The sequence below is a fragment of the Bacillus cereus group sp. MYBK95-2 genome (genome assembly GCF_051915225.1).
In the GTDB taxonomy this organism is placed as follows: domain Bacteria; phylum Bacillota; class Bacilli; order Bacillales; family Bacillaceae_G; genus Bacillus_A; species Bacillus_A cereus.
This window is the reverse complement of record NZ_JBQAEH010000001.1, coordinates 1,290,280-1,311,714: the sequence shown is the minus strand read 5'-3', so window position 1 is coordinate 1,311,714 and position 21,435 is coordinate 1,290,280. Positions and strand designations below refer to the sequence as shown.

The following is a 21,435-nucleotide window of genomic DNA, read 5'->3' as shown; positions in this document are numbered from 1 at the left end:
AAGCTAGTAAGATCCCTGAAAGATGATCAGGTTGATAGGTTCGAGGTGGAAGCATGGTGACATGTGGAGCTGACGAATACTAATAGATCGAGGACTTAACCATATAATATGAAGCAATGTTATCTAGTTTTGAAAGAATATAAAAAACTTGTTGACTTTCGAAAGTAAATAAGTTATAATAATTCTTGTCTTAAATGAATACAGTCTGGTAATGATGGCAGAGAGGTCACACCCGTTCCCATACCGAACACGGAAGTTAAGCTCTCTAGCGCCGATGGTAGTTGGGACCTTGTCCCTGTGAGAGTAGGACGTTGCCAGGCAAATGGAGGATTAGCTCAGCTGGGAGAGCACCTGCCTTACAAGCAGGGGGTCGGCGGTTCGATCCCGTCATCCTCCACCATTTAGCCGACTTAGCTCAATTGGTAGAGCAACTGACTTGTAATCAGTAGGTTGGGGGTTCAAGTCCTCTAGTCGGCACCAGAAATCATGGCGGTTGTGGCGAAGTGGTTAACGCACCGGATTGTGGCTCCGGCATTCGTGGGTTCGATTCCCATCAGTCGCCCCATTTTTCTTAAATAAATTAATATGCGGGTGTGGCGGAATTGGCAGACGCACCAGACTTAGGATCTGGCGCCTTTGGCGTGGGGGTTCGACTCCCTTCACCCGCACTTTTAATTAAATAACTCATACATGTCTTGCGGAAGTAGTTCAGTGGTAGAATACAACCTTGCCAAGGTTGGGGTCGCGGGTTCGAATCCCGTCTTCCGCTCCAATTTTCAATATGACATGCCGGGGTGGCGGAACAGGCAGACGCACAGGACTTAAAATCCTGCGGTGGGTGACCACCGTGCGGGTTCGACCCCCGCCCTCGGCACCATATGCGCCCGTAGCTCAATTGGATAGAGCGTTTGACTACGGATCAAGAGGTTAGGGGTTCGACTCCTCTCGGGCGCGCTTTTATTAACGGGAAGTGGCTCAGCTTGGTAGAGCACCTGGTTTGGGACCAGGGGGTCGCAGGTTCAAATCCTGTCTTCCCGATATTCCTAAAAAACATGGGGCCTTAGCTCAGCTGGGAGAGCGCCTGCCTTGCACGCAGGAGGTCAGCGGTTCGATCCCGCTAGGCTCCACTTATATTAATATCATTTATGGCGGTGTAGCTCAGCTGGCTAGAGCGTACGGTTCATACCCGTGAGGTCGGGGGTTCGATCCCCTCCGCCGCTACCATAAAGGACCTTTAGCTCAGCTGGTTAGAGCAGACGGCTCATAACCGTCCGGTCGTAGGTTCGAGTCCTACAAGGTCCACCATTAGACGTATATATCTCGGAGGTATACCCAAGTTCGGCTGAAGGGATCGGTCTTGAAAACCGACAGGCGGCGAGAGTCGCGCGGGGGTTCGAATCCCTCTACCTCCTCCATTTTTTCTAAAGTAAATATTTTATCATCGCGGGGTGGAGCAGCACGGTAGCTCGTCGGGCTCATAACCCGAAGGTCGCAGGTTCAAATCCTGTCCCCGCAACCAAATGGTCCCGTGGTGTAGTGGTTAACATGCCTGCCTGTCACGCAGGAGATCGCCGGTTCGACCCCGGTCGGGACCGCCATTTTTACATAAAGGCTCGGTAGCTCAGTCGGTAGAGCAGAGGACTGAAAATCCTCGTGTCGGCGGTTCGATTCCGTCCCGAGCCACCATTTTGAAGTCGCAAGCCGACTTAGCTCAATTGGTAGAGCAACTGACTTGTAATCAGTAGGTTGGGGGTTCAAGTCCTCTAGTCGGCACCACTTTCAAAATGAGCCATTAGCTCAGTTGGTAGAGCATCTGACTTTTAATCAGAGGGTCGAAGGTTCGAGTCCTTCATGGCTCACCATTTACAATTTAATGCGGGTGTAGTTTAGTGGTAAAACAAGAGCCTTCCAAGCTCTGGTCGAGAGTTCGATTCTCTTCACCCGCTTTTCAATTATGGGCCTATAGCTCAGCTGGTTAGAGCGCACGCCTGATAAGCGTGAGGTCGATGGTTCGAGTCCATTTAGGCCCACCATAATTGTTCCGCAGTAGCTCAGTGGTAGAGCTATCGGCTGTTAACCGATCGGTCGTAGGTTCGAGTCCTACCTGCGGAGCCATATTTATAGAGAAGTACCCAAGTGGCTCAAGGGGCTCCCCTGCTAAGGGAGTAGATCGCGAACGCGGTGCGAGGGTTCGAATCCCTTCTTCTCTGCCAGAAATGGCCCGTTGGTCAAGTGGTTAAGACACCGCCCTTTCACGGCGGTAACACGGGTTCGAATCCCGTACGGGTCATACTAAAAGAGATAGCATAATCTGCTATCTCTTTTTTGTTGTATAAAAATGGACTTTGGATAGTCTGCTTTTTTATGCAATAGAAGAAATATGAAGTATTCGCTGTTGCAGTTGGGTACATAGAGAGCCGTAAATACAATCATGTTAATTATTTGGACCTGTATGAATATGAAGGAATTAACTTCAACTTGAACTTTTACCCCAGCTGTATGGCTGTAGCCTCCTACACTTGGAGAAACCGATGAAAAATGCATCTGGGAGCTACTGTGGAAAATAAATAATATATAGAAGAAGTTGCTTTCTCTCAATAGCTGTGATCTACTGAAGACAGTTTTTTTATGTTGTCAGTATTGTCGAGTTTTGTCGGTAAGTCGATATATTGCAAAAATCGCTGATATAATTTGAGTTACGATCGATAAATTTTAATAATCGCTGATATATTTGGAGTTACGGTCGATATATTCTAAAAATCGCTGGTATAATTTCACTTACCGACAAAAACCACAAGAAAATCCCTTTCACAATCTAAAGAAAACGCCTCCATTGAAATGGATTCCACACCTATTCCAATAACTTTACACTCTATGTGAAAAAGTTCACAAATAGGTCATAATTTGTGAAGTAATTCACAATAATACGTGCTACAATATGAATGTAAAGAAGTTAAACAACATTAAATTAGTATTTTAATTAATTACTTAAACAATCATAAAAAAATATATGTGAACAATAGAGAGGGGAAATTACCATGAAAAAAGGTATCAATCGTGTAGTATTAGTAGGAACAGGAGCTGTAGGTTGTAGTTACGCTTACTCAATGATCAACCAAGGTGTAGCTGAAGAATTCGTATTAGTAGATGTTAATGAAGCAAAAGCAGAAGGGGAAGCAATGGACTTAAGCCATGCGGTACCATTCTCTCCATCACCAACAAAAGTTTGGAGCGGTAGCTATGCAGATTGTAAAGATGCAGATTTAGTAGTTATCACTGCTGGATTACCACAAAAGCCAGGTGAAACTCGTTTAGACTTAGTTGAGAAAAATACAAAGATCTTTAAACAAATCGTTCGCGGTATTATGGATAGCGGATTCGATGGAATCTTCTTAATCGCAACTAATCCAGTTGACATTTTAACTTACGTAACTTGGAAAGAATCTGGTTTACCAAAAGAGCGCGTAATTGGTTCTGGTACTACTTTAGACTCTGCTCGTTTCCGTTACATGTTAGGTGACTACTTAGATGTAGATCCACGTAACGTTCATGCTTACATCGTTGGTGAACACGGTGATACTGAACTTCCAGTATGGAGCCACGCTACTATCGGTGTACAAAAACTAGAAACAATCTTAGCTAACAACGAACAGTACAAACAAGAAGACTTAGATAAAATCTTCGAAAATGTACGTGATGCAGCTTACCATATCATCGAGCGTAAAGGTGCAACTTACTACGGAATCGGTATGTCACTACTTCGTGTAACTAAAGCAATCTTAAACAACGAGAACAGCGTATTAACTGTATCTGCATACCTTGAAGGCCAATACGGTGAGAAAGATGCTTACGTAGGTGTTCCAGCTGTAATTAACCGCGAAGGTGTACGTGAAATCGTAGAGCTTGAGTTAAATGAAGAAGAAAAAGCGAAGTTCGCTCATTCTGTAAAAGTATTAAAAGAAACAATGGCACCAGTACTATAATAATTGCTAAATCATTCAGGGGCGGGACACTGCTTCCTACCTCTGAATTCATATAATTTAATATAAATTCCTTTTCCGGTTTCCCTTGTATATCCCCAATATACCCCTTTTGCTGGATCAGGGTCGTTTATAGAAAAGAGCACCCTACTTTAAGTAGAGTGCTCTTTATTATTATTTTTTAGGCGTTAATCCTAATTTCTTTAAAATATCTGCCAGTGTACCGCTTTTTGATTTTTCAACAGGTGTTTGTGATTTAGATGCATCTGGACCTTTTTTCAAGAAGTTCTTTTCAACGAAGCGAATATCTTTTTCGTCGACAATACCATCTTTGTTAAGGTCGCCGTCTTTCACAGATAGTCCTTTTTTACTATAGTTGCTAGCGATAATTTCAGCATCTTTTATATCAATTACTTTATCGCCATTTACATCACCTGCAAGGTTTTCATCAAGGCGTGCATAATAATATTGGCCAAGTAGCTTGCCGTCTTTTTCAGTACCTAGTTTCGTAGTTAGGCGGCTTGTTAAATGCCCTGGTACTTCTACATATAAGTTGTAGTCGCGTTTATTAACAGGAAGTCCATTTAATTTGAAGTATCCGTATTTATCTAGTGAGCCTTCAAACTTATGACGGTAAGAATCAGTCGCATATACTTTTACGCCAAGCTTTGTATAATCTAACTTTTCATCTAAATATCCACGTTCATTTAAGAATGCACCAGGTTTAATATTTCCTTCTACTAGTGAGTTTAAGGACATTACTGAGAATGATTGATCTTGAAGGACACGCATTCTATTTGGCTCTGTTTCTCCTGGTTTCCAGTATACAAACACTGGTGACTCTAATTGAGCAGTTGCTTCATAAAACTCATCGTTTTCTACTTTGAACGTTACATCAATGAACGGGAAATCACCATCTAATCCAGCGAAGTTTTTGTCATCGATAGCACCGCCAACTGTAACAGAGCCTGCTTCTAGCTTCGGTTCATTTACTTTTGCTGTTACCCCTTTTTCAGAAAGAAGTTTTTCAAAGGCAGGATTCAATTTCGCATTTGCAAATTTGAAGTTCTTCTCTAGGAAGTTTACATTAAATTGCCCAGCAACAAATTGTTTTACGTGTTTCGCGTTTAGTGTTACTGTGAACTCGTCATTTTTATATAATTCTTTTTTATCGTAACTAGTTTTTGCATATTGAGCACCTTGCGGGATAAACCAGTAGTTATTTACACCGTTTGGATAGTCAGGACCTGCAGTTGCATAATCGAAAATATATACGCCTGTGTTCATTGGACCTTCCGTTCTGAAGGAGTCAGGTGTAATGCCAACTTTAAAGTCGCCATTTGCATTAATCGGTAAAAACTTATGCAAGTATGGAGAATAGTCATAGTACATAACGCCATTCGCTTCTTGTGTAATGTTTAATCCTTTTCCTCTTAAGTAATCAACGTTTGAATCGTATACATTTCCTTTAATCCATAGTGCTTTTTTGCCATCTTCTACTGTATAATTTTCTTCATTTAACTCGTAAATACCAGGTTTTAATCCAGTTAATTTCACTTCTGGTGGTGTATTATCAATTACGATATAATCACCTTTCACACGTGCTTTTCCAGCTTTATCATAGCCAACAAACTCAATTGTGTAGTCTCCTTCTGGTAAGTTGATTTTCTCATCACCGATTGGTTTTGCAGGATCATTTGTAAAAGGATACACTTTTCCGTTAAAGAAGGATTCTAAGTAGTAATACACATCCGTTTTTAGGCCACTCGTGTTTAATGTTCCAATGAAGCCGAGTGCTTTATTTGTTTTCGAATCTTTCACGATAAGGTCTAACGTTTCAAGTTCGCTATTTAATTGGAATGCCCCGTGAACATATGATTCACCATATGGATTAAACTTTGATGTATCAGTTGAAATTGCTTTTCTTGATAATATGGCATTTTCAATACCAGGCTCTGATACACGAATAGAGAACGGAATTTGATACGTTTCTTCTTTATTTTTCGTATTTGTAATATGAATATATCCTTCATATCGGCCTTGTTTTACACCGGTTGGAACATTAATTTTTGCTTCAATTTCATCTGTTTTGCCAGCATCAAGAGTAATTGTTTCTGGAGCAGAGATTTTTACACCGTTTGCGACAGCATCGTTAATAGTAGACGATGCTGGTGTATAAGAAATTTCTGTTTTAAATTCTTTTTTCTCTTGTTTATTATGATTAGTTACTTTTATATTTCGTTTTTGTTCAAGAGCTTCACCGTCTTTTTGATAAAACTTACCGAATGCAATAGATCCAGTTTCTTCGGGTACTTCAATTACTTCATCATTTACAACAGTTTGTGTCGTATCTAATACTTTAAAGCTTGTTTCTGTACGAACGGCGTTGTAAGCATCTACTCGCCCAGCTCCAACTTCATATACGGAATATTTTTCTTTTAAATCATTAGCTGTGTTCATAAGAGACGCTTTTACATCGAACGGAGAGTAGTCTGGCTGTTCTTGTAAAATTAGAGCAGCAACGCCAGCGATATGAGGAGAAGCCATAGATGTTCCTTGCATACGCTCATAGGAAACAGCGTAGTTTTCACCCTCTTGCGGGTCGTTAATATATTCAGGAACTGTTGAAAGGATAGCGACACCAGGCGCTGTAATATCAGGCTTAATATCATCATTTGCTGTAACAGGACCGCGTGAGCTAAAGTCTGCAAGATGATCGCCTTCTGTTTGAATGTAATTAATTTCATCGAGAGTTAAGGAGGTGCTACCTTGTTCGATTTGAGCTTTTAGTTTTTCACCTTCTTCTTTCGTTAGGCGGAATGCTGGAATGTATTTTGTACTTTCGCCAACGTAGAAAGGAATTTCTCCATCCACATTGTTATAAATAATAACGGCTTTTGCACCTGCTTGTTTTGCATTAGCAATTTTTTCATCAAATGACAGTGTACCGCGTGCAACGAGAGCGATTTTTCCTTTTACATCTTTTTTACTAAACTCGTCAGGCGTACCAATTCCTACATATTCAATAGGTAAAGTTTGTCCCTTGAAATCTTCTATTTTATCAGTGAAGTTTTTGCCGAATAGAATTAGGTTAGGAAATTGTAATTGTCCAGCATGACCTGATAGTTTCGGTAAGGAAATAGAGCTATCACTTGCTCCAACCGTAATTGCAAATGGTGAAGCACCTGGTGATCCGAGTGTTGATGGATTTGGTCCAGAGTTACCAGCAGCAACGACTGTAACAACGCCTGAAAGCATTGCATTATTAACAGCGATAGATGTTGGATCGAGTGGATTGTTGCTATCATCACCTAACGATAAGTTAATAACGTTCATACCGTCAGAAATGGATTTATCAATTGCAGCGATAATACCTGAACTATCTCCACTTCCGTATGGGCCGAGTACACGATAGTTATACAGTTCAATGCCAGGTGCAACACCTTTTACTGCTGAATCAGATTGGTTCTTCTTTTGTGCAGAAACGATACCTGCTACGTGAGTGCCGTGGGCTGTGTAGAAGGAAGAACCACGGCTATCAAATTCAGGAGCACCAGATTGTTGCCATTCTGAATAAGTAGTTTCCATTGGATCTGCATCGTTATTAATAAAGTCCCAACCCTTTACTGAGTTTGGGTCTACTTTGCTAGAGTCCTCACCAGGTTTCGCGCGATAGCCTTTATATACGTCTTTTAAGTCAGGATGATTGTAATCAATACCTGTATCTAATACACCAACTTTAATTCCTTTTCCGGTAATGCCCTCACTATGTAACTTATCTACTCCAATTTGCGGGATGCTATCTGTTAGTTTTTGAGGCGCTTTTTTCTCAGCTTGTTTTGGTAAATTTAATTTCACTTCGTAATCTTTCCAAATACGTTTTACAACGCCAATTCGTAACAATTCTTCTACTGTATTTGCTGGTAATGTCATCGCAACACCATTTATCGCATGCTTATAAGAACGTTTAATTTGTACAGACTGGAAGTTTCCTGATTTTACTGATGGGCTGAATTGATAAAGACGTTTTAGTCCTTTTTCGAATTCTTCATGTTCTTGATCAATACGTGCTTTTATATTTTCAGGAGCAGACTGTAATCCTTTTTCTTTTTGTTTTAATTCATTAATCTTTACTGGAGCAGTTTGAAATTCTACGATGATATTTACAGGCTCAGAACTACTCGTATTAATATCTGGTGAAATTGTAAAACCAGGGTTGGCATCTACCGTTTGTAATGCCAGGCGTTGTTCTTTAGAAAGCTTAGATAATATAGAATGAGCATTTGAAGATTCAATTTGGTTAATAGGACTTTCAGCAAGTACATTGAACGGAATAGCAGTTGAAAACAAAACGCCAGCTGTTACAATTCCGGTAACAAAACGATTTTTCTTTTTCATTTATAGGCCTCCGGTAATTTATATTTTTAAAAATTATTTCTCCACGCCAGCTGTTTGCTCAGTATGGAATGTCCAGTTTAGCTGCAGGGAATCACCTTGAAATTTATTTTGATCTCGGTCGTTATCTTCAAATGAGAAGAGGACGTGTAAGTAATCTGTTTCACCAGATTTAATACCATCTATTAAGTTATGACGTTCTAGAGACGTAGCGACATCTTCAGGTTTCATAGTTTTTAATTGTGATAGTTTTGTTTCCCACACAATCTCATGATCATCGTTTGGATTAGATGGCTGTCCATCATTTACTAGAAACTTGACGATAATGTGATCACCTAAATCTTCACCGTCATTATTTTGCTTTGCATCTGTAACTTCATATGATGTTTCAAGTGCTACTTTTGCGATATCCAATGTACCTTTATTTTCAAGCTTGAAGTTCCTTTCAATAAAATCACCTGGTTTTAAATCTTTCACATTAACGATTACACTTGGATTAATAGAAAGATCTAGTGTTCCAGCTTGAAATGAGTTACTTGATGTTTCTGAATCACTGAAATAGGCGAATACACCGCCGAATGTAAGGGATAAGCCAAGTGAAGCGGTGATAACTCCCATTCCTACTTTTTGTTTTAATGACATAAGAAAGCCTCCTAGTTAAATTTGTATAGCAACCGTTCGCAACAAGGATAAATAAGTAAACATAGTAGTCCGCTATGAATTGTAGTTACGAAAGATCGATGTTCTTTATTGAGAACAAGTATATGCTTATGAATTTCGCATTTCAATAAAATTGTGACAAAAAATATTGAGAAACATTTTTTTATGACAGATTATTTTGTTTTGATTTTGAGTGGAAAATAGCATGAAAAATAGGATAGACATAATAAAATAAAGGTTGAGAAAAAATAATTGGTAAAAATATAGAAGAATAATAAAGCGTTTTCAATGAATATTCGTCAAAATTCGATATTTTACACGGAAATGTGAAGGAAAACTAACATTTTTAAGAAAAAAACGAATGTTTTTTATAAATTAACAAGGATATTGCAGTTTTTCGCAGAAATAGTTAAAGTATAAAAAATTCTGTCATCTAAGTGAGGTGAGCATATTGAGTGTAATAAATTGTGAAGAAGTGAAACGAGATGAGTTTCATACAGAAAAGTACTATAAAAGTTATAACATCTTTGGCGCACATGTTGTGACGGAAGGTGAGATTCAAGGGGTACGATTTACAGTGTGGGCTCCTCATGCGAAAGCAATGAGTGTTGTTGGAGATTTTAATGAGTGGGATTATGAGCAACATAAAATGCTACAAGTGACAGAAGAAGGCATTTGGTCCTTGTTTATACCGCATATTGAAGAAGGAGAAATATATAAATATGCGATTGAAACGTTGGCTGGTGACGTCATTTTAAAGGCAGATCCGTATGCTGTATATGCAGAAGTAAGACCGAATACGGCATCTGTAGTTTTTGATATAAAGGGATATGAATGGAATGATAAAAACTGGACTCGTAAGAAAAAGAAAAAATCGATTTATAAAGAAGCGATGACAGTTTATGAATTGCATTTTGGTTCTTGGAAAAAGAAAGAAGATGGAACACTGTATTCTTACAGGGAAATGGTAGAAGAACTCATTCCATATGTGGTGGAACATCAATTTACACATATTGAAATTATGCCGCTTGTTGAGCATCCATATGATCGTTCTTGGGGATATCAAGGAACGGGATATTATGCAGCGACGAGTAGATTTGGTACACCGCATGATTTAATGTATTTTGTCGACGAATGTCATAAATATGGAATCGGTGTCATTTTAGATTGGGTGCCGGGGCATTTTTGTAAAGATGCTCACGGTTTATATTTGTTTGATGGCACACCGACCTATGAATATAAAGATAAAGATGTACAAGAAAATCCAGTATGGGGAACTGTCAATTTTGATTTAGGAAAGAGAGAGGTACGTAATTTCTTAATTTCAAATGCGTTATTTTGGATGAGATATTTCCATATTGATGGTTTCAGAGTAGATGCAGTTGCGAACATGTTGTACTGGAATAAAGAAGGACAAGAGCAAAGTAATGAGCATGCTGTTTCATTTTTAAGAGAGTTAAATGAAGCAGTGTTTGCAGAGGATGAAGATTTTCTTATGACGGCAGAAGATTCAACAGCTTGGCCACTTGTAACAACTCCAACGTATGAAGGTGGGCTTGGATTCAATTACAAATGGAACATGGGCTGGATGAATGACGTGCTGAAATATATGGAGTGTGCGCCTGAATATAGGAAACACATTCATGAGAAAATGACGTTTTCTTTGCTATATGCGTACTCTGAAAACTTCATATTACCGCTTTCTCATGATGAAGTCGTTCATGGGAAAAAGTCGTTATTAAATAAAATGCCAGGTGATTACTGGGATAAGTTTGCTCAGCTTCGTTTATTATATGGATATTTCTTTACTCACCCAGGAAAGAAATTACTTTTCATGGGAGGGGAATTCGGACAGTTTGATGAGTGGAAAGACCTTGAAGATTTAGATTGGAATTTACATGATTTTGAAATGCATCGTTATATGCATGATTACTTTAAAGAGCTCATAGCATTGTATAAGCGCTCAAAACCACTTTGGCAGCTTGATCATTCGCCTGAAGGTTTTCAGTGGATTGATGCTAATAATAACGAGCAAAGTATTTTCTCGTTTATCCGCCAAGGGGATAAACAAGAGGATGCGTTAGTTATCGTATGTAATTTTACGAAAGCTACATATGAAAACTATAAAGTAGGTGTACCAGATTTCGAGTATTATAACGAGATTTTAAACAGTGATGCACAGCAATATGGCGGTTCGGGGCAAGTGAATAAGAAACGTTTTAAGACGATTCTAGAACCGTACCATAATCAAGCAGCACATGTAGAGATTACAATTCCACCATTTGGCGTATCCATATTACGACCAGTGAAGACGAGAAAGGGGAGCAAAAAACAAGATGGCTCAAAAACAAAAGTGCGTAGCAATGTTACTAGCAGGGGGAAAAGGTAGTCGATTAAGTGCATTAACAAAAAATTTAGCCAAGCCAGCTGTTCCATTTGGTGGTAAATATCGCATTATTGATTTTACGCTAAGTAACTGCGCAAATTCTGGTATTGAAACGGTTGGGATTTTAACGCAATATCAACCACTAGAACTTCATAATTATATCGGAATCGGCAATGCATGGGATTTAGACCGAGTAAGCGGTGGAGTCACAGTATTACCTCCTTATGCGGAGTCTTCAGGTGTGAAGTGGTACACAGGTACGGCAAGTGCCATTTATCAAAACTTAAACTATTTAAGTCAATATGAACCAGAGTATGTTCTTATTTTATCAGGCGACCATATTTATAAAATGGATTACAGTAAGATGCTAGATTACCATATTGAGAAAGAATCGGACGTATCCATTTCTGTTATTGAAGTACCTTGGGATGAAGCGAGTCGCTTTGGCATTATGAATACAAATGAAGAAATGGAGATTGTTGAGTTTGAAGAGAAACCACAATTTCCAAGAAGTAATCTTGCATCAATGGGAATCTATATTTTTAATTGGTCAATTTTGAAAGAGTATTTAGAGATGGATGCAAGAAACCCTGAATCTAGTAACGATTTCGGAAAAGACGTACTTCCGCTTTTATTGGATGAAGGGAAGAAGTTAATGGCGTATCCGTTTGAAGGATATTGGAAAGATGTTGGAACGGTGAAGAGCTTATGGGAAGCGAATATGGATTTGCTTCGCGATGAAACATCACTGAATTTAAACGATCGTAATTGGCGTATTTACTCTGTCAATCCAAACGAGCCGCCTCAATATATTGCTGAAAAGGCGAAAGTAGAAGAATCGCTTATTAACGAAGGATGCGTCATTGAAGGGGACGTGAAGCATTCTGTGTTATTCCAAGGAGTGACGGTGGAAGAAGGAAGTATGGTGATTGATTCTGTCGTTATGCCAGGGGCTAAGATTGGTAAAAATGTTGTGATTGAAAGAGCGATTGTTGGATCAGAAATGGTTATCGAAGATGGAACAATCATTCGTCCAGAAAAGAATGTTGACGATGTAGTATTAATTGCTGAAGGGAAATAGAAAAGGGGGATGAAATGAATGGGAGAAAAAATGTTAGGAATTATTAATGCAACGGGAAGTTTTCCTTCCTTAAAGAAAGTAACAGGGCATCGTTCACTAGCGGCGTTACCGTTTGGGGGCCGTTATCGACTCATTGATTTCATGCTTTCAAATATGGTGAATTCTAGTATTCATAGTGTGGCAGTTTTTACAAGCCATAAAAATCGTTCGTTAATGGACCATGTTGGTTCAGGAAAACAGTGGGATTTAGATAGAAAACGAGACGGACTATTTTTATTCCCGCCAAACTGCCAATGTGACCAAGATGAATTTGGGTCTTTTGCACACTTTAGAAGACATATTGATTATTTTCTAAGAAGCAGAGAAGAGTACGTTGTTATTACGAATAGCCATCTCGTAACAGCATTAAATTTTCAAGCGGTGTTAGAGCGACATATACATACGGCAGCTGATATTACAGAAGTTTGCCATGAAGGGGTTTCGCTTCAAACATACGTGTTAAAGAAACAATTATTGTTAGACTTATTTGAGTCATATAAAGGTGTGGAACAATACAGTTTATTTGATGTAGTGAGAGAAAAGCGCGGGAAATCATTACACATTGCTACATATGAACATACTGGATATGTAGCAATTATTGACTCGATTGAAAGTTACTATAAACATAGCTTAGAAATTTTGCAACCTGCTATTTGGAAGCAATTATTTAAGAAAGAAGCACCGATCTTTACGAAAGTAAAAGATGAGCCACCAACTCGTTATTTAAAGGGTGCAGTCGTGAAAAATACAATGATTGCAAATGGCAGTATTATTGAAGGGGAAGTCGAAAACAGTGTTGTTTCCCGTTCGGTTAAAATTGGAAAAGGTTCAATTATTCGTAACAGTATTATTATGCAAAAGAGCCAAATTGGAGATAACTGTATAATAGACGGTGTTATTATTGATAAAGACGTGAAAATTGGCGACGGTGTCGTATTAAAAGGAAGCGCCGATGAGCCGTATGTTGTAGAAAAAGGAAGCGTACAAAACAGTACGATTAATAGTTATTCCTAAAGAATCAGTGGGGGCTTTTTCCTCCACTGATTAAAGTTTTAATTTAAATGAAAACTCGAAGGGAGGAAGCTGCAAGAGGAGTAATAAAAACTTTTCGCGCAGTGGGACAACAAGTGAATATTTTATTTGCAGTATCAGAATGTGTACCGTTTGTGAAATCGGGAGGATTAGCTGATGTAGCGGGTGCGCTCCCAAAAGAGCTAAAAAAATTAGGAGTGGACGTTCGTATTATACTTCCGAATTATAGTCTCATTCCGCAAAAGTTAAGAGATGGATGTACGTTACATAAAGTAATTAACGTCCCTCTTGGGTGGAGAAATCAATATTGTGGAATTTTAAAAGGTGAGCAAGACGGAATTACGTATTACTTAATAGATAATGAATATTATTTTAAGAGAGATTCTCTGTATGGTCATTACGATGACGGAGAGCGTTTTTCTTATTTCTCAAAAGCAGTGTTAGAGTGTATTCCGCACCTTGATTTTGAAGTGGATGTTCTTCATAGCCATGATTGGCATACGGCTATGGTTAATTTCTTACTTCGTGAAAAGTATCAAGATAACCCGTTATATGAGCGTATTAAAACGGTATATACGATTCATAACTTGCAGTTCCAAGGTGTATTTCCTCCTGAAGTGATGTACGACTTGTTAGAGCTTGGTGATGAATATTTTCATAGTGAGCAGCTAGAGTTTTATGGAAACGTAAACTTTATGAAAGGTGGTATTATTGCTTCGGATCAAATTACAGCGGTGAGCCCGACGTATAAAGAAGAAATTCAATATGAATTTTTCGGTGAGAAGTTAGATGGATTACTGCGAAAATATAATGATAAGCTTAGCGGCATTGTAAATGGTATTGATACGAGCGTATATAATCCAGAAACGGATTCGTATATTAAGGCCCAGTATGATGCAGAGTCATTATATGAAAAGAGTGAAAATAAACGCGCCTTGCAGCGTTATTTTGGTTTGCCAGAAAAAGAGGATACACCAATTATTTCAATGGTAACGAGATTAACGAAGCAAAAAGGTCTTGATTTAGTACGTACTGTATTCCGCGAAATAATGGAAGAAGATGTACAATGTATTATTTTAGGTTCAGGTGATTCGGAATATGAGCAATTCTTTGAGTGGATGGCATATGAGTATCCGGAGAAGGTAAAAGTTTATATCGGATTTAATGAAGAATTAGCTCACCAAGTGTATGCGGGAAGCGATTTGTTTTTAATGCCATCGCTGTTTGAACCGTGTGGACTTGGACAACTTATCGCATTAGCATACGGTACGATTCCAATTGTAAGAGAAACAGGTGGGTTAAACGACACGGTACATTCTTATGATGAAGAAACTGGAGAAGGAAATGGTTTCAGTTTCACGAATTTTAATGCACATGACATGCTGCATACGATTCATCGTGCAATTGAATTCTATCATGATAAACCAGTGTGGGAGCAGCTTGTAAAACAAGCGATGACTGAAGATTATAGCTGGGAGCAATCGGCTCTTGCTTATAAGGAATTGTATAAAAGTCTCATGGAATAACATGTAGGTGGTGAAAAAATGTTTACTCATGTTGAAAGTTTTAAATCAACTTTTCTAGAAAAGTTAGAGACGATGTATGGTAAAAGTTTTAAAGATTCTACAACTCGTGATCAATATAATACGCTTGGCCATATGGTACGTGAGTATATGAATAGTCAATGGATTGCAACGAACGAGAGTTATCGATCCGGAGAGCAAAAGCAAATGTATTACTTGTCTATTGAGTTTTTGCTTGGACGTTTGCTTGGAAGTAACATCTTGAATTTAGGTATTCGAGATGTATGCGAGCAGGGGTTATCTGAACTAGGGATTTCATTACAAGAGTTAGAAGAAGTGGAAGCAGATGCAGGCCTTGGTAATGGTGGGCTTGGACGCTTAGCAGCCTGTTTTCTCGATTCACTCGCATCTTTAAACTTACCAGGACACGGCTGTGGAATTCGTTATAAACATGGTTTGTTTGATCAGAAAATTGTTGATGGTTATCAAGTTGAATTTCCAGAACAGTGGCTTCTTCATGAAAACGTATGGGAAGTAAGAAGGTATGATCAAGCTGTAGAAGTAAGTTATTTCGGCAGTGTTGAACCGCTAGAAATTGACGGGCGTTTAGAGTTTAGGCATACAAATGCAGAAGTCATTATGGCCGTGCCATATGATGTGCCGGTAGTTGGCTATGAGACGAGTACTGTAAATACACTTAGACTTTGGAATGCTGAACCAGTTCCTTTCCCGCAAAACTGCAAAGATATTTTGAAATATAAGCGTGAAACAGAGGCTGTATCGGAGTTTTTATATCCAGATGATACGCATGATGAGGGAAAAATACTTCGTTTAAAACAACAGTATTTCCTCGTATCAGCAAGTTTGCAAAATATCGTTCGAATGCATAGAGAAAGATATGGTGACCTTCGTCAACTACATGAAAAAATTGCGATCCACATTAACGATACACATCCGGTTTTAGCAATTCCGGAACTGATGCGTATTTTACTAGACGAAGAAAAGTTAGCATGGGAAGAAGCTTGGCACATAACGACGCAGACGATTTCTTATACGAATCATACGACGTTATCAGAAGCGCTCGAAAAGTGGCCAATTCACATTTTTAAACCGTTATTACCGAGAATTTATATGATTATTGAAGAGATTAATGAACGTTTCTGTCATGAACTGTGGGAACAGTATCCGCATGAGTGGGATCGTATTGAAGCAATGGCGATTATTGCACATGACCTTGTGAAAATGGCTCATTTAGCGATTGTCGGTAGCCATAGCGTAAACGGTGTAGCAAAAATTCATACGGAAATATTAAAGCAGCGGGAAATGCGATTGTTTTATGAATTTTATCCAGATAAGTTTAATAATAAGACGAATGGAATTGCTCATAGGCGCTGGCTTATGAAAGCAAATCCACAGTTAACAAATCTCATTTCAGAGGCGATTGGAACGGAGTGGAAGAAAGAACCGATTAAGCTTCAAGAGCTACAATTAGTTCAATATGATGCGAGTTTCCAAGAGAAATTTGCAGAGGTAAAACAAGAGCGTAAAGAGATTTTAGCGGAGCGTATTCATAATACAATGGGGATTACCATTGATCCAAATTCTATTTTTGATGTGCAAGTGAAAAGATTACATGCTTATAAACGACAATTATTAAATGTTCTTCATATTTTATATTTGTATAACCGTTTGAAAGAGGATGCTAGTTTTACATTTTATCCGCGTACTTTTATTTTTGGAGCGAAAGCATCACCTGGCTATTATTACGCGAAAAAAATTATTAAATTAATAAATGAACTCGCAAGAAAAGTAAATAATGACCCGTATGTCAGTCAATATATGAAAGTTATCTTTCTAGAAAACTATCGAGTTTCTTTAGCTGAAGATATATTCCCAGCAGCGGATGTAAGTGAACAAATTTCAACGGCGAGTAAAGAAGCATCGGGAACAGGTAATATGAAATTTATGATGAATGGTGCGATTACACTCGGAACGCTAGACGGTGCTAACGTTGAAATAAAAGACCGGGTCGGTGAGGATAACTGTTTTATTTTCGGTTTAACAGCCGAAGAGGTTCTTCATTACTATCAAGATGGTGGGTATCGTGCAAGTGATTATTATCACCACAATAGGCACATTAAAAAAGTAGTTGATCAATTAACAAATGGTTTCTTTGCACAATCGGGAGCTGAATTTGAAGCGATTTACGATTCTCTCGTTATTCAAAACGATGAATATTTCGTTCTGCGAGATTTTGGTCCATATGCTGAAAGACAAGAGGCTGTCGGTAGAGCTTATGAGAACCGAACGAAGTGGCTAGAAATGTCGATTTTAAATATTGCACAGTCTGGTCATTTTGCGAGCGATCGAACAATTTTGCAGTACAGTAATGAAATTTGGGGTATCGGTAATGCAGTTAAACAGTTTTAAAGAGGTTGCTATATTGGGAGATATATTATCGATTTACCAACCGAAATGGATATTAATAAATAAAACGGGCTTAATAAAATTAAGCTCGTTTTATTTATTTTGCTTAAGAAAGAAATGGAACAGTGGTATATATGATACCTGCCCCATCATACTCTCCTGTCGCAAAGTATGAAAATGTAAAGAAACCTGTAACCGTAAAAATTACAATAAGAAAAAGTGCGAAGATAAATTTTAACATGTAAGGTCCCCTCATCCAAAAATAACTTCATACATTATTATAGTATACGAATATTTTATTTCCAATTGTTTACTGGTTAAAAATGAGAAGTCAGACATGTTTTGTATGTTGTAATGGAATGATTATTTGTAATGGATTTTGTGTTTTTTGTAAATGTCATGTTGTGATGGACGTGTGCATACTCCCAATCATGATCATTAAAATTTATGTTTCGGGGAGGGAGAAGTGGGACGACATCGAACAAGTTGACGAAACGAAAGCTACTAGCTACTTGTAGTTTATAATAATTTCGAAAAGCGATATCTCCTACTTTTGGAGAAGCGAATGTATAAAGTCCATACTGTGCGAAGGCAGTATTTATACGTGCATCTAATATGTGTAATGTGGCAAGCGCGCCACCTAGACTATGCCCAGTAGCTAGCAGTTTTTTATGTGCTGGCAATGATACGAGCATATCCATAATAGAATCACGACAAGACTCATAAATAGAGAGAAAACCGTTATGGACATTTCCGCCATTTAAAGCATAAGGATAAGGTTTTTGATTGACGAGAGAATCAATAATCCAATCGGGGTCTGTTTGAGTGCCTCTGAAGGCAACAATAATTGTATCCTCAGATTCTAATATAAATCCGAACCATTCTGTTGTTTGAATGGCCTTTCCTTGAAACCCTTGTACATATTGAAAACCATCTGGTATTTCGAAAATGCCATTTTGTTTATATTGTTCATACGTTAACTCACAACAAGAAGCTAACAGTATGGCAGTGTCTTTATCAAAGGATAAAGGAGTACGCATTAAGGAAGCCCTCCTTAAGAAAAAGTATAGTTTAATATATGCAGTGAGGAACTTGATTCATTCTTTTGGAGGTGGGGAATAGCTTGTATCGCTTATCTAAATCAGTGGAGGAAATTATAACGTCAAAATAAAACAGTGCCTGATAAGGGCACTGTTTACTCTTTTTCATCTCAAGGAATCGACTTTTTTAGTTATTCTTAATGAACTGACGCATACGTTAGTTGCATAAGTAAGAGGTTTGAAAAAATAGTCTGTATATATTTGAACGATGAATAACTTACCTATTTTCTTGTGTTTGTTTACACTATATACAGAAAAATTTGAAAAACAAAACGTATTATTTATCTGTTTGTTTTTGCTTCTTTTTCAAATACTCCGTACGCAATTTTTCAAGTTGCTGCTTTTTATCAAATTTGGCAGGTTTCTGTTTTTCATGGAACTTTGCCACAGCTACCTGACTTTTGGAATCCAATTGATATTTTCCCACTTTGTTCACCTACTTTTCTTGTCTCTAAAGAGAATCTATTCAACAAATATAATATACCTTATTTTCCTGAAGTAAACCTTATTACTTTATTTTAACTGCTTTTTCTCGTTTGTAGACGTAAATTAAAACACCCTTTCACTGCATTACTGCAAGCAAGGGTGTTTTAATTTTATTATTTTATTAGTTGATGGCCATGCCTACATAAGGGCACAGTTTACTCTTTCCCATCTAATAAACGACCAAGTCCACCTAATACACTACCTTCGCCAGTACTTTGCGCTGCTGGGCTTGTAAGGCGTGCTGCTAAGCGGCTAAGTGTTAAGGACTGAATCCAAACTGTTCCAGGACCTTCTAATGTTGCGAAGAATAAACCCTCGCCGCCAAATAGAGCTGTTTTTACTTTACCAACGAACTCGACATCATAGTTAATGTCTTTTGTCATAGCAACGAGACAACCTGTATCAATGCGAAGTTTCTCACCAGGTTTTAATTCACGTTTATATACAGTTCCACCTGCGTGCATGAAAGCAAGGCCATCACCTTCAAGTTTCTGCATGATGAAACCTTCACCACCGAAGAAACCAGTTCCTATTTTTTTCGTAAATTCAATTCCGATGGAAACACCTTTTGCGGCACAAAGAAAGGCATCTTTTTGACAAACTACTTTTCCTTGATACTCTGTTAAATCTACAGGAATAATTTTACCAGGATAAGGAGCAGCAAATGAGACGTGGCGCTTGCCGTGACCTGTATTTGTAAATACAGTCATAAACATACTTTCGCCTGTAACGAGACGTTTACCAGCGCCCATTAATTTTCCGAATAAACCTCCAGATGGGCCAGAACCATCACCGAAGATTGTTTCCATTTCTATGTAATCTTCCATCATCATCATTGCGCCAGCTTCTGCGATCACGCTCTCTTCTGGATCTAACTCAATTTCAACAAACTGCATATCATCGCCATATAACTTATACTCGATTTCGTGTGCTCTCATTTTTTTCACCTCGTATGTAATAGATACTTATATTGTACAGAATTTAATAGGATTAGAATACTTTAGTTTTGTTAATTTTCAAATAAAGTGGAACCAGCCAAAACTGATTATCAGCTCCCGCCAATCAAGCTGTCCACAAATGGCGGGATAATATATGAATATGGAAATTCAACATTATATTAAAATTATAAAAAAATGGTGGAATGAAAGTGTTCTCATTTGACGTTTTGGATATAGCGTGATATAGTGAAATCACTATTGAGCTACATAATGTGGTACGGAAATAAAGCACGTTGAATTAAAGGCTGTAAGCTTGTTATACATTCATGTCCTTTATATCCACCTTTTCATGTGGATTCATAGTTTCATTTTTATTTAGGAGGTACATGACATGCAAACAGGTAAAGTTAAATGGTTCAACAGCGAAAAAGGTTTCGGTTTCATCGAAGTTGAAGGTGGAGACGATGTATTCGTTCACTTCTCAGCTATCCAAGGTGACGGATTCAAAACTTTAGAAGAAGGTCAAGAAGTTTCTTTCGAAATCGTTGAAGGTAACCGTGGACCACAAGCTGCTAACGTTACAAAAAACTAATTAGCTAGCGATAAAAAGCATTCCGATTTTCGGAATGCTTTTTTTTATTCTTTGGAACTAGATTCATTTGAAGATAATTCACCTTTGAAGGTACGTTCTTCAAAATCATCAAGCATTTGTTCATATTCTTCATGCTCTTCTGTAGCGAAAACTTGTGGGTTTTTCCCGTACATATCCGTACCGATAAAGTTTTCAAAATCCTCCACGTAGCCTACGTTTTCTTCACTATTTACATACATGCCATTATAGTTTTTTGAATCTTGTCTTTCTAAATCAGACGGCGTTTCAGATGTTCCGTAATTTGCGACATCTTGCCACGCATCTTCCGCATCGTACTCAACAGAATGGTCCTCATCATGCTTGTGGAAAGAAGGGGATAACACTTCCTCTTCAACTGGACGCGTATCCATGTTTAATTTATTTGTCGCGTGCTGAACGCATGTTGTAGCAGTCGGCATTGCTTCTAATCTTTCGAATGGAATCTCTTCGCCAGACACTTCGCAAATGCCGTACGTACCCGCTTCTATTTTTTGCAAGGCGTGTTTCGTGTCATCAAGCTGTTTATGCCAAAGTTCAATAAGCCCGAAGTCTTTTTCACGTTCATATAGCTCTGTAGCCATATCAGCTGGATGGTTGTCATAGCTAGACAGTTCTCCTACTGAGTCACGTTCAGAAGCACGATCTGTATTTTCATGAGTTTGTATCGTTTGCTCTAGTTCTTGTTTTTGTTTTTCTAAAATGGATTTAAATTGACCTACTTGTTGTGGAGTTAACATAGTCGTCCACCTTCCTACAA

General features: G+C 38.3%; 14 protein-coding genes, 22 tRNA genes and 2 rRNA genes. 31 read left to right on the top strand and 7 right to left on the bottom strand.

Annotated elements, in window-relative coordinates; all coding sequences use genetic code 11:
• The 25 genes from ACTFN4_RS06905 to ACTFN4_RS06785 form a co-directional block, all read left to right on the top strand.
• Positions 1-103: ribosomal RNA gene (locus ACTFN4_RS06905) — 23S ribosomal RNA — on the top strand; the annotation flags it as partial.
• A 101-nt stretch (positions 104-204) separates the two neighbouring features.
• Positions 205-320, top strand: a 5S ribosomal RNA gene (rrf, locus tag ACTFN4_RS06900).
• A gap of 4 nt (positions 321-324) precedes the next feature.
• A tRNA-Val gene (locus ACTFN4_RS06895) sits at positions 325-400 on the top strand.
• Positions 401-404: 4 nt separating this feature from the next.
• Positions 405-480 (top strand) — tRNA-Thr (locus ACTFN4_RS06890).
• A gap of 9 nt (positions 481-489) precedes the next feature.
• Positions 490-565, top strand: a tRNA-His gene (locus tag ACTFN4_RS06885).
• Positions 566-587: 22 nt separating this feature from the next.
• Positions 588-668 (top strand) — tRNA-Leu (locus tag ACTFN4_RS06880).
• Positions 669-697: 29 nt separating this feature from the next.
• Positions 698-772, top strand: a tRNA-Gly gene (locus ACTFN4_RS06875).
• A gap of 16 nt (positions 773-788) precedes the next feature.
• A tRNA-Leu gene (locus ACTFN4_RS06870) sits at positions 789-877 on the top strand.
• 3 nt (positions 878-880) lie between these two features.
• A tRNA-Arg gene (locus ACTFN4_RS06865) sits at positions 881-954 on the top strand.
• A gap of 10 nt (positions 955-964) precedes the next feature.
• Positions 965-1,038 (top strand) — tRNA-Pro (locus tag ACTFN4_RS06860).
• Positions 1,039-1,054: 16 nt separating this feature from the next.
• Positions 1,055-1,127, top strand: a tRNA-Ala gene (locus tag ACTFN4_RS06855).
• A 20-nt stretch (positions 1,128-1,147) separates the two neighbouring features.
• Positions 1,148-1,224: transfer RNA gene (locus tag ACTFN4_RS06850), tRNA-Met, on the top strand.
• A 4-nt stretch (positions 1,225-1,228) separates the two neighbouring features.
• A tRNA-Ile gene (locus tag ACTFN4_RS06845) sits at positions 1,229-1,305 on the top strand.
• A gap of 17 nt (positions 1,306-1,322) precedes the next feature.
• Positions 1,323-1,415: transfer RNA gene (locus ACTFN4_RS06840), tRNA-Ser, on the top strand.
• Positions 1,416-1,442: 27 nt separating this feature from the next.
• Positions 1,443-1,519: transfer RNA gene (locus ACTFN4_RS06835), tRNA-Met, on the top strand.
• A gap of 3 nt (positions 1,520-1,522) precedes the next feature.
• A tRNA-Asp gene (locus tag ACTFN4_RS06830) sits at positions 1,523-1,598 on the top strand.
• A gap of 12 nt (positions 1,599-1,610) precedes the next feature.
• A tRNA-Phe gene (locus tag ACTFN4_RS06825) sits at positions 1,611-1,686 on the top strand.
• Between the two features lie 14 nt (positions 1,687-1,700).
• Positions 1,701-1,776 (top strand) — tRNA-Thr (locus ACTFN4_RS06820).
• 10 nt (positions 1,777-1,786) lie between these two features.
• Positions 1,787-1,862 (top strand) — tRNA-Lys (locus ACTFN4_RS06815).
• A 13-nt stretch (positions 1,863-1,875) separates the two neighbouring features.
• Positions 1,876-1,946, top strand: a tRNA-Gly gene (locus ACTFN4_RS06810).
• A gap of 10 nt (positions 1,947-1,956) precedes the next feature.
• Positions 1,957-2,033 (top strand) — tRNA-Ile (locus tag ACTFN4_RS06805).
• 7 nt (positions 2,034-2,040) lie between these two features.
• Positions 2,041-2,115: transfer RNA gene (locus ACTFN4_RS06800), tRNA-Asn, on the top strand.
• A gap of 7 nt (positions 2,116-2,122) precedes the next feature.
• Positions 2,123-2,213: transfer RNA gene (locus tag ACTFN4_RS06795), tRNA-Ser, on the top strand.
• Positions 2,214-2,218: 5 nt separating this feature from the next.
• Positions 2,219-2,290, top strand: a tRNA-Glu gene (locus tag ACTFN4_RS06790).
• A gap of 748 nt (positions 2,291-3,038) precedes the next feature.
• The gene (locus tag ACTFN4_RS06785; protein ID WP_000715339.1) at positions 3,039-3,983 is read left to right on the top strand and encodes an L-lactate dehydrogenase; all 945 of its coding nucleotides are present in this window, start codon (positions 3,039-3,041) and stop codon (positions 3,981-3,983) included.
• A gap of 171 nt (positions 3,984-4,154) precedes the next feature.
• Here ACTFN4_RS06785 and ACTFN4_RS06780 read toward each other — a convergent pair whose 3' ends face one another.
• Both ACTFN4_RS06780 and ACTFN4_RS06775 read right to left on the bottom strand, forming a co-directional pair.
• Positions 4,155-8,378, bottom strand: a complete 4,224-nt coding sequence (locus ACTFN4_RS06780) for a S8 family serine peptidase (protein WP_439962165.1) — start codon at positions 8,376-8,378, stop codon at positions 4,155-4,157.
• A 33-nt stretch (positions 8,379-8,411) separates the two neighbouring features.
• Positions 8,412-9,017 (bottom strand): CalY family protein, encoded by a 606-nt coding sequence (locus tag ACTFN4_RS06775; RefSeq protein ID WP_000053932.1) that lies wholly within the window; start codon positions 9,015-9,017, stop codon positions 8,412-8,414.
• A gap of 469 nt (positions 9,018-9,486) precedes the next feature.
• Between ACTFN4_RS06775 and glgB the strand changes: the two genes are divergently transcribed.
• The 5 genes from glgB (at position 9,487) to glgP (ending at position 17,526) form a co-directional block, all read left to right on the top strand.
• Positions 9,487-11,424: a 1,4-alpha-glucan branching protein GlgB gene (gene glgB / locus ACTFN4_RS06770; protein ID WP_439962164.1), complete on the top strand. Its 1,938-nt coding sequence runs from the start codon at positions 9,487-9,489 to the stop codon at positions 11,422-11,424.
• Positions 11,372-12,502 (top strand): glucose-1-phosphate adenylyltransferase, encoded by a 1,131-nt coding sequence (glgC, locus tag ACTFN4_RS06765; RefSeq protein ID WP_000057619.1) that lies wholly within the window; start codon positions 11,372-11,374, stop codon positions 12,500-12,502. The genes glgB and glgC overlap by 53 nt, the downstream gene beginning before the upstream one ends.
• Before the next feature lie 18 nt (positions 12,503-12,520).
• Entirely contained in the window at positions 12,521-13,555 is a 1,035-nt protein-coding gene (glgD, locus tag ACTFN4_RS06760) for a glucose-1-phosphate adenylyltransferase subunit GlgD (RefSeq protein WP_000504168.1), read from the top strand.
• Between the two features lie 113 nt (positions 13,556-13,668).
• Entirely contained in the window at positions 13,669-15,099 is a 1,431-nt protein-coding gene (glgA, locus tag ACTFN4_RS06755) for a glycogen synthase GlgA (RefSeq protein WP_023901191.1), read from the top strand.
• A gap of 18 nt (positions 15,100-15,117) precedes the next feature.
• A complete protein-coding gene (glgP, locus tag ACTFN4_RS06750) occupies positions 15,118-17,526 on the top strand; it encodes a glycogen phosphorylase (RefSeq protein WP_439962163.1) in 2,409 nt (802 codons plus the stop codon).
• A gap of 103 nt (positions 17,527-17,629) precedes the next feature.
• On the opposite strand, the gene ACTFN4_RS06745 is transcribed toward glgP, so the two are convergent.
• The 4 genes from ACTFN4_RS06745 to ACTFN4_RS06730 all read right to left on the bottom strand — a co-directional run bounded on the left by ACTFN4_RS06745 (position 17,630) and on the right by ACTFN4_RS06730 (position 20,047).
• Positions 17,630-17,764, bottom strand: a complete 135-nt coding sequence (locus ACTFN4_RS06745; protein WP_000911075.1) for a hypothetical protein — start codon at positions 17,762-17,764, stop codon at positions 17,630-17,632.
• Between the two features lie 76 nt (positions 17,765-17,840).
• On the bottom strand, positions 17,841-18,563 hold the full coding sequence (locus ACTFN4_RS06740; protein WP_001260111.1) for a lipase family protein: 723 nt from the start codon (positions 18,561-18,563) through the stop codon (positions 17,841-17,843).
• 337 nt (positions 18,564-18,900) lie between these two features.
• Positions 18,901-19,050: a hypothetical protein gene (locus ACTFN4_RS06735; RefSeq protein WP_000521639.1), complete on the bottom strand. Its 150-nt coding sequence runs from the start codon at positions 19,048-19,050 to the stop codon at positions 18,901-18,903.
• A gap of 214 nt (positions 19,051-19,264) precedes the next feature.
• A complete protein-coding gene (locus tag ACTFN4_RS06730; protein ID WP_001201257.1) occupies positions 19,265-20,047 on the bottom strand; it encodes a TIGR00266 family protein in 783 nt (260 codons plus the stop codon).
• A gap of 391 nt (positions 20,048-20,438) precedes the next feature.
• On the opposite strand from ACTFN4_RS06730, the gene cspD reads away from it, so the two are divergent.
• The gene (gene cspD, locus ACTFN4_RS06725; RefSeq protein ID WP_001193054.1) at positions 20,439-20,639 is read left to right on the top strand and encodes a cold-shock protein CspD; all 201 of its coding nucleotides are present in this window, start codon (positions 20,439-20,441) and stop codon (positions 20,637-20,639) included.
• A gap of 44 nt (positions 20,640-20,683) precedes the next feature.
• Here cspD and ACTFN4_RS06720 read toward each other — a convergent pair whose 3' ends face one another.
• Positions 20,684-21,415: a yteA family sporulation protein gene (locus ACTFN4_RS06720; protein ID WP_071740500.1), complete on the bottom strand. Its 732-nt coding sequence runs from the start codon at positions 21,413-21,415 to the stop codon at positions 20,684-20,686.
• Between the last annotated feature and the right edge of the window lie 20 nt (positions 21,416-21,435).

What these genes read in the sequence shown, in the direction of transcription:
- ACTFN4_RS06785 (WP_000715339.1), top strand. Translation starts at nt 3,039, where the DNA reads ATGAAAAAAGGTATCAATCGTGTAGTATTAGTAGGAACAGGAGCTGTA.
- ACTFN4_RS06780 (WP_439962165.1), bottom strand. Translation starts at nt 8,378, where the DNA reads ATGAAAAAGAAAAATCGTTTTGTTACCGGAATTGTAACAGCTGGCGTT.
- ACTFN4_RS06775 (WP_000053932.1), bottom strand. Translation starts at nt 9,017, where the DNA reads ATGTCATTAAAACAAAAAGTAGGAATGGGAGTTATCACCGCTTCACTT.
- glgC (WP_000057619.1), top strand. Translation starts at nt 11,372, where the DNA reads ATGGCTCAAAAACAAAAGTGCGTAGCAATGTTACTAGCAGGGGGAAAA.
- glgD (WP_000504168.1), top strand. Translation starts at nt 12,521, where the DNA reads ATGGGAGAAAAAATGTTAGGAATTATTAATGCAACGGGAAGTTTTCCT.
- glgP (WP_439962163.1), top strand. Translation starts at nt 15,118, where the DNA reads ATGTTTACTCATGTTGAAAGTTTTAAATCAACTTTTCTAGAAAAGTTA.
- ACTFN4_RS06745 (WP_000911075.1), bottom strand. Translation starts at nt 17,764, where the DNA reads ATGTTAAAATTTATCTTCGCACTTTTTCTTATTGTAATTTTTACGGTT.
- ACTFN4_RS06740 (WP_001260111.1), bottom strand. Translation starts at nt 18,563, where the DNA reads ATGCGTACTCCTTTATCCTTTGATAAAGACACTGCCATACTGTTAGCT.
- ACTFN4_RS06730 (WP_001201257.1), bottom strand. Translation starts at nt 20,047, where the DNA reads ATGAGAGCACACGAAATCGAGTATAAGTTATATGGCGATGATATGCAG.
- cspD (WP_001193054.1), top strand. Translation starts at nt 20,439, where the DNA reads ATGCAAACAGGTAAAGTTAAATGGTTCAACAGCGAAAAAGGTTTCGGT.
- ACTFN4_RS06720 (WP_071740500.1), bottom strand. Translation starts at nt 21,415, where the DNA reads ATGTTAACTCCACAACAAGTAGGTCAATTTAAATCCATTTTAGAAAAA.